This is a genomic window from Streptomyces sp. AB3(2024), assembly GCF_041862025.1.
Classification (GTDB): Bacteria; Actinomycetota; Actinomycetes; order Streptomycetales; family Streptomycetaceae; genus Streptomyces.
On sequence record NZ_JBGWAB010000229.1, the window covers coordinates 1 to 6921 of the forward strand.

A 6921-nucleotide genomic window follows, 5' to 3' on the forward strand; every position below is an offset into this window, starting at 1 on the left:
CCCCCCCCCCCCCCCCCCCCCCCCCCCCCCCCCCCCCCCCCCCCCCCCCCCCCCCCCCCCCCCCCCCCCCCCCCCCCCCCCCCCCCCCCCCCCCCCCCCCCCCCCCCCGGGGCGGGCGTTCAGCGGTGCAGCAGCCGCGTCCAGTCCTCGGGGACCCGGTCGGCCGGGCCCGGTACCGGCTGGTCCGCCGGATGTGCGACCGGGGGCGTGAGGTCCGGGCCGGACGCGTACAGCTCGGCCCCGTCGTAGTCCCAGAACCAGTCCTCGCCCGGTTCGAAACTCCGCACCAGGGGATGCCCGGTGGACTTCCAGTGGGCGGTGGCGTGCTGGGCGGGCGAGGAATCGCAGCAGCCGATGTGGCCGCACTGGGCGCAGCGCCGCAGGTGGAACCACCAGCCGCCCGCCGTGTCGCAATCGGCGCAGCCGGTGCCGGTGGGCGGGACGCTCGGGTCGATTCCGTCGATGCCGGTCATGCGGGCTCCTCGGTGGTCTCGGGTTCCGGGGTGGTCAGCGGCAGCAGTACCTGGAAGCGGGTGTCGCCCGGCGCGGACTCGACCTGGAGGCTGCCGTGGTGCTTGTTGACCACGATCCGCCAGGAGATGTCCAGGCCGAGCCCGGTGCCCTCGCCGACCGGTTTGGTGGTGAAGAAGGGGTCGAAGATGCGGCCGCGGACGTCGGCCGGGATGCCGGGGCCGGTGTCGCGGAACTCCACCAGCAGCCGGTCGTCCTCCCGTGCCGTGCGGACGGTCAGGGTGCCGTCGCCGCCGGTGCTCCCGATCGCGAAGACGGCGTTGTCCACGAGGTTGGTCCACACCTGGTTGAGTTCCGCCGGGTAGGCGGGCACGTCGGGCAGGGAGCGGTCGTAGTCCTTGACCACCCGGATGCGGTTGCCGATCTTGCCCGACAGCATCAGCAGGGTGCTGTCGAGGAGTTCGTGGACGTCGACGGACCGGTGCGGGGCCCGGTCGAGCTGCGCGTACTGTTTCGCCGCGTCGACGAGGTGGGAGATGCGGGTGGTGGAGTCGTCGATCTCGTCCATCAGCAGCTCGGTCTCGACGGTGTAGTTGAGCCATCCGATGGCACCCGGCAGGATGTCCTCGGCCACGGTGGCCGCGACCTGTTCCAGCCAGTCCGTGTCGAGTCCGGCCTGGACGAAGGTCGGTGCGATCCGCCAGCCCTCCGGGATGCCGTGCTCTTCGAGCCAGTCGGTGAGTTCGTCCTCCCGGTCGGACGCCTCCAGGGGGCTCAGTACCGGTGCCTTGGCGACGCGTTCGGCGGTGCGTTCCTGGATGTCGATGAGCTCTGCCAGTGCCTCGCGCGAGTAGGGGCCCTGGGCGATGACGGCCAGCTTGTGCCGCATCTTGCCGACCCGTTCCCGCAGGGTCGCGGTGGCCCGGACGGCCGCCGCGGCCGGGTTGTTGAGCTCGTGGGTGAGGCCCGCGGACAACGAGCCGAGGGCCAGGAGCCGTTCGCGCTGTCCGATGGCCCGCTGGGTGTTCTTCGAGCCGAAGAAGAGTCCCTCCAGCAGGTGCGCGGCCATGGGGAACCACTCCCGCATGACATCGGCGAACGACTGCGCGGGCAGGACGAAGAACCGGGTCGGCTCGGTCACGCGCATGGAGTTCGTGTAGAGCTGCGGGACCCGGTCGCCCAGGTAGGCCTGCATGGCGCCGGAGTACACCCCGCGCTGGGAGGTGCGGCTCACCTCCACGTCGTCGCCGCCGACCCGGCGGTACAGGACGACGGTGCCCTCGATCATGACGTAGAAGCAGGTGGCGGGCTCGCCCTCGGTGTACACCGGGCCGGGGTCGAAGCACTCGACCCGTCCCTCGGCGCACAGCCTCCCGAGCTGCTCGGGAGTGAGCTTCTCGAACAGGAACAGCGTGGCGATCTCCTGCGGGGCGCAGGGCACGGCCCGGCCGCTCACGACTGCTCCAGGTACCGGTGGACGAGCATCACGGCCATGGCTCCTTCTCCGACGGCGGACGCGACGCGCTTCGCGGACCGGGCGCGGGCGTCGCCCGCCACGAACACGCCGGGAATGTTGGTCTCCAGGTGGTAGGGCGACCGGTCCAGTTCCCACTCGGCGGGCGGCCGTCCGTCGGGGGTGAGGTCCGGCCCGGCCAGGATGAAGCCGTGTTGGTCGCGCAGCACCGTGCCGTCGAGCCAGTCGGTGAGCGGGGCGGCGCCGATGAACACGAACATCCACTGGGCGTCGACGAGTTCGGTCGCAGCGGTGTCCACGTCGCGCAGCGTCAGCTGCTCCAGGTGCCCGTCGCCGTGGGCCTCGTCCACGACGGTCCGGGTCCGTACCGTGATGTTCGCGGCGGCCTCGATCTGCTGGATCAGATAGTGGGACATGGAGGCCCTCAGGGACTCGCCGCGCACCAGCAGGGTCACCGATTTCGCGCCCCGTGCCAGGTACATCGCGGCCTGTCCGGCGGAATTGGCGCCGCCCACGATGTAGACGTCCTGGCCCTGGCAGGAGGCGGCCTCGGTGAGGGAGGAGCCGTAGTACACCCCGCAGCCGGTCAGGGTGTCGCAGCCCGGTGCGTGGAGCTGGCGGTAGGACACGCCGGTCGCCAGGATGACGCTGTGCGCGGCGACCGCCGTGCCGTCGGAGAACCGGACGACGCGCGAGGCGCCGTTGACCTCCAGCCCGGTGACCTCGCGGGCGGTGAGGATCTCGGCGCCGAACCGGCCGGCCTGGCGGCGGGCGCGGTCCGTGAGCTGTGCGCCCGACACGCCGTCCGGGAAGCCGAGGTAGTTCTCGATCCGGGAGCTCTGCCCGGCCTGTCCGCCGGTGGCCGACCGTTCGACGAGTACGGTGCGCAGCCCTTCGGAGGCGCCGTACACGGCCGAGCCCAGGCCGGCCGGACCGCCGCCGATGACGACGAGGTCGTAGAACTCGGCGGCCGGGGTCGTCGCGAGTCCCACGTGGGCCGCCAGCTCGGTCGCCTCCGGCTCGACCAGAACGGCCCCCTCCGGGGTGATCACCAGTGGGAGCCTTTCCCCGTCGGCCCCGGCGGCCTCCAGCAGGCGCCGCCCCTCCGGTTCGTCGGAGGAGTACCAGCGGTAGGGCACCTGGTTGCGGGCCAGGAACTCCCGCACGTCGGACGAGCGCGCCGACCAGCGGTGTCCGACCACCTTGGTGGCGGGCACGGGCCGGTAGTCGCTGGTGCGCCAGGCGGCGAGGAGGTCGTCGACGACCGGGTAGAGCTTCTCCTCCGGCGGGTCCCAGGGTTTGAGCAGGTAGTGGTCGAGGTCGACGACGTTGATGGCGTCGATCGCCGCGTTGGTGTCGGCGTAGGCGGTCAGCAGGACGCGCCGCGCGCCCGGGTACACGGAGAGGGCCTGTTCGAGGAACTCGATGCCGTTCATCTGCGGCATGCGGTAGTCGGCCAGGATGACGGCCACCAAGTCACCGCGCAGCTTCAGCTCGCGCAGCGCCTCCAGCGCCGACTCCCCGGACTCGGCGCGTACGACGCGGTACGTGGCGCCGTAGCGTCGGCGCAGGTCGCGGGCGACGGCGCGGGAGACTCCCGGGTCGTCGTCCACGGTCAGGATGACGGTCCGCGCTGTGTCGGCGACCTCTGCCATGCGTCTCCCACCCACCCGAGCGTCCCGGTCCGCCGGCACGGCGAGCCGCCCGCGCCGGTTGCGCCCATCGTATGTTCGATCGCCCCGGTTCGCCGTGGGACGCCACGGACCGTGTACGGGCGGGCACGTCCCGCGTCGCCCGCGGTCGGCATCGGGGTGGCGTCCCCGGTGCGGGTGCACGGTGTGGGGTGCCGGTGTGGGGCGCGCCACAGGGCTTCTCGGGAACCGGTGCGCCGACGCCCCCGACCCCTTCGACGGGGCCGTGGCTCGACGGCCCGTGATCCGTCCGAACCACACCGAGGAGTGCCGAAATGAGCTTGAACCGCAGGGACTTGCTCCGGGCGTCGACCGCCCTGGGTGCCACCGGAGCGGTCGCGGGGGCCGCCGCTCTCGCTGGCGGCCCGGCCGCCTCCGCGGCCGAGCGCGGCGCCGGCGACGGCGGGAAGCCCCTCAGGGTGCACATCGTGATGTTCGACGGGGTGGAGGAGCTCGACTTCGCCGCCCCCTACGAGGTCTTCTCGGCCTCCCGCTTCTTCACGGACCGGCCGGTCGAGGTTCGGTACGTCACCGCGTCCCGCCCCGGTTCCGTCCGGGCGTCGTACGGGACGCGCGTCTCCGTCGAGCACGGCTGGGACCCGCGGCAGGCCGACGTCGTGGTGGTGCCGGGCGGCGGCTACGCCCGTCGTGAGGATCCCGGGGTGTGGGCCGAGATCCGGCGCGGCGTCCTGACGCGGGCGCTGCGCGAGGCGCCGCGTCCGGGGCTCACCATCGGTGCCCTGTGCACGGGCGTCATGCTGCTGTCCGCCGCCGGACTGACCCGGGGCCGACCCTGCACCACCCACCACAGGGCGCGCCCGGACCTGGAGCGGGAGGGCGGCGTGCTGAAGGACGCGCGGGTCGTGGACGACGGCGATCTGGTGACGGCCGGGGGCATCACCTCGGGGCTCGAACTCGCCCTGTGGCTCGTCCGCCGCGAGCTGGGCGCCGACGCGGCGACGGGGGTCGAGGCCATGCTGGAGTACGAGGCCCGCGGCACGGTGTGGTCCCGGTAGACACCACCGGCCGGGCCCCGGCCGCGGCCGCCCACGGCGGCGCCGACGTGATGGGGCTGGCGCACGCGGACTTCACCCCGGGTGCCCCGGCGGGCTTCGTGCTCGTCGAGGGCGAGGGCGTCCCCCGGGCGGTCCGGTACGGATAATGGCACCGCCCGGGGTTGCGGGCAGCGTGCACCGATCCGAGGGATGAAGTACCGATGACGTTCCAAGAGGGCCTGCGGGTCGAGCTGGCGGCGGACACCAGGCTGAGCGACCGCGTCGCGATCACGGACGCCCCGGAGGAAGGCCCGGAGGAATCGACTGGCGGCGTCGTGGGGTCCCTGTGGCTGGCGGCGGGGACGCGGGGGACCGTGGAGCGGGTGGTCCGGCACGACCGGCCGGGGCGGGGGGCCCGCGAGTACGAGCGGCTCGCGTCGCTGCTCGATTCCTTCGGCCGGGACATGCCCACGCAGAGCAGGAAGCAGCTCGAAGAGCAGATCGCGGCCCTGGAGCCCGAATGGACCGCCTACCGGCAGCAGCGGCTGCGCGTGACGCTCCGCGTCCGCTTCGACAACGGGTTCATCCTCGACGGCGTGCCCGAGGGCTTCTTCACGGCCGCCTGACCGGTTCGGCGCCGCCGCTCCGGGTGCCGGCCGGTCCGGCTGCTCCGGCGGTGTGCGGGGATCACGCTGCGCCGCGGACGAGGCGCAGGATCTCCCCCGTCTCCAGGGCCGTGTAGAGCGCGCCGTCCGGGCCGAACGCCAGGCCGTGGGGTTCGCAGGCGGGGTCGGGGAGGGCGTGTTCCTCCAGGTCGCCCTCGGGGGTGAGGGAACCGATCCTTCCGGTCGCCCACAGGGTGAACCACACCGAGCCGTCGGGGGCGGTGGTGATCGCGTGCGGGCGGCAGGCCGGGTCCGGGAGCGGGAACCCGGTCACCTCCCCCGCCGTCGTGATCCGCCCGATGCGGCCCGCCCCGATCTCCGTGAACCACAGGGTTCCGTCGGCTCCCGCCGCGATCCCCACGGGTGCCGCCCCGGGCGTGGGCAGCGGATGGAGGGTCACCTCGCCGGCGGGGGTGATCCGTCCCACGGCGTGGGCCTGGTTGAGGGTGAACCAGAGGGCGCCGTCGCCGCCTGCCGTGATCATGGAGGGGAAGGCTCCTTCGAGGCCGGGCAGCGGAAACTCCACGACGGCTCCCCCGGTGTCGATGCGGCCGATCCGGTCGGTGTGCAGCTGGGTGAACCAGAGGGCTCCGTCGGGTCCGGCCGCGATGCCGTAGGGGCCCGCGCCCGAGGTGGGCAGCGCGTACGAGCGGGCGTGCCCGTCCACGTCGATCCGGCCGATCCGGTCGTCGTGCGTACGGGTGAACCAGAGCGCTCCGTCGGGGCCCGGGGTGATGAGGGAGGGGCCGCAGGATTCCGAGTCGAGCGGGAACTCGTCGAGCCGGCCCCCGGGCGTGAGGCGGGCGATCCGGCCGGCGTGCACGAGCGTGCACCACAGCGCGCCGTCGGCGCCGGTGGTCAGGGCGTACGGGCCCGCGCCCGGGTGGGAGACGGGAAAGGAGCGGTCGGGCGTGAGGGTGTGGGGCATGTGGGTCCTCTAGTTCTGTGGCCGGCAAGGTTTGCCGGGTCGCGGTGTTCGGTGCGGTGCATCGCAAGGCGGAGGACCACGGCTCGTACCGGACGTACTTGCGTGGTCCGACAACGCGGCGAGGTGCCGTGCCGGGCGCCGTGACCCGGTGAACCTTGCCGGCCACAGCACTGGGGAGGGGCGGATCGGGGTCAGGCCGCGTGGGCGGTGTCCGTCGGGTGTGGCGCGCAGCGGCCGACGGCGGGGGCGGCGGCCGCGAGGTCGAGTCGCGCGCCCTGCCAGCGGGCGCGCAGCATCCGGTCGTGGCTGACGACGGCCACCGCGCCGGGGAATCCCGCGAGGGCCGTCTCCAGCTCCTCGACCAGGGCGAGGGAGAGGTGGTTGGTCGGCTCGTCGAGGAGCAGGACGTCGTACGGTTCGGTCACCAGGCGCGCCAGCGCGAGTCTCTGCCGCTGTCCGGCCGACAGGCTGCCGACGGGGACGCCGAGCCGGTCGCGGTGGAACAGCCCGAGCGCCAGCAGCCGTTCGGCGTGTTCCTCCGGGGTTCCGGCGCGCCCGTGCCCGTAGGCGGCGAGGAGGGTGCGCCCGTCCGGGCCGGGGCCCGGACCTGGCGGTGGCTGGCCGGCGCCGCCGAGGGCACCCGCCCGCTGCACGGGGGCGCGGCGGGCCACGAGGGCGCCGAGATCGGAAGAGCACA

8 protein-coding genes are annotated in these 6921 nt (G+C 73.7%); 3 read left to right on the forward strand and 5 right to left on the reverse strand.

Annotated elements, in window-relative coordinates; genetic code table 11:
- Window positions 1–119 precede the first annotated feature (119 nt).
- From ACEPPI_RS39180 to ACEPPI_RS39190, 3 genes are read right to left on the reverse strand one after another with little or no spacing between them, the layout of a single operon-like run.
- Window positions 120–473, reverse strand: a complete 354-nt coding sequence (locus ACEPPI_RS39180) for a UBP-type zinc finger domain-containing protein (RefSeq protein ID WP_373920028.1) — start codon at window positions 471–473, stop codon at window positions 120–122.
- Window positions 470–1927, reverse strand: coding sequence for an ATP-binding protein (locus ACEPPI_RS39185; protein WP_373920029.1), 1458 nt, complete (start codon window positions 1925–1927; stop codon window positions 470–472). The genes ACEPPI_RS39180 and ACEPPI_RS39185 overlap by 4 nt, the downstream gene beginning before the upstream one ends.
- Complete coding sequence (locus ACEPPI_RS39190; protein ID WP_373920030.1) at window positions 1924–3600, reverse strand: FAD-dependent oxidoreductase; 1677 nt, start codon at window positions 3598–3600, stop codon at window positions 1924–1926. Before ACEPPI_RS39190 ends, ACEPPI_RS39185 begins: the two co-directional genes overlap by 4 nt.
- 317 nt (window positions 3601–3917) lie before the next feature.
- On the opposite strand from ACEPPI_RS39190, the gene ACEPPI_RS39195 reads away from it, so the two are divergent.
- From ACEPPI_RS39195 to ACEPPI_RS39205, 3 genes are read left to right on the forward strand one after another with little or no spacing between them, the layout of a single operon-like run.
- Entirely contained in the window at window positions 3918–4652 is a 735-nt protein-coding gene (locus tag ACEPPI_RS39195; protein WP_373920035.1) for a DJ-1/PfpI family protein, read from the forward strand.
- The gene (locus ACEPPI_RS39200; RefSeq protein ID WP_373920031.1) at window positions 4640–4798 is read left to right on the forward strand and encodes a hypothetical protein; all 159 of its coding nucleotides are present in this window, start codon (window positions 4640–4642) and stop codon (window positions 4796–4798) included. Before ACEPPI_RS39195 ends, ACEPPI_RS39200 begins: the two co-directional genes overlap by 13 nt.
- A gap of 54 nt (window positions 4799–4852) precedes the next feature.
- Window positions 4853–5257 (forward strand): hypothetical protein, encoded by a 405-nt coding sequence (locus tag ACEPPI_RS39205; protein WP_373920032.1) that lies wholly within the window; start codon window positions 4853–4855, stop codon window positions 5255–5257.
- 61 nt (window positions 5258–5318) lie between these two features.
- Here the strand turns inward: ACEPPI_RS39205 and ACEPPI_RS39210 are convergent, their stop codons facing one another.
- Together ACEPPI_RS39210 and ACEPPI_RS39215 are read right to left on the reverse strand one after the other, a co-directional pair.
- Window positions 5319–6224 carry a virginiamycin B lyase gene (locus ACEPPI_RS39210; RefSeq protein WP_373920033.1) on the reverse strand — a complete coding sequence of 302 codons (906 nt, stop codon included), beginning with the start codon at window positions 6222–6224 and terminating at the stop codon, window positions 5319–5321.
- 191 nt (window positions 6225–6415) lie between these two features.
- On the reverse strand, window positions 6416–6921 hold a 506-nt coding region (locus tag ACEPPI_RS39215), incomplete at its 5' end, for an ATP-binding cassette domain-containing protein (protein ID WP_373920034.1).

Coding starts and splice junctions, on each gene's coding strand:
- ACEPPI_RS39210 (WP_373920033.1), bottom strand. CDS start 6,224: ATGCCCCACACCCTCACGCCCGACCGCTCCTTTCCCGTCTCCCACCCG.
- ACEPPI_RS39205 (WP_373920032.1), top strand. CDS start 4,853: ATGACGTTCCAAGAGGGCCTGCGGGTCGAGCTGGCGGCGGACACCAGG.
- ACEPPI_RS39180 (WP_373920028.1), bottom strand. CDS start 473: ATGACCGGCATCGACGGAATCGACCCGAGCGTCCCGCCCACCGGCACC.
- ACEPPI_RS39190 (WP_373920030.1), bottom strand. CDS start 3,600: ATGGCAGAGGTCGCCGACACAGCGCGGACCGTCATCCTGACCGTGGAC.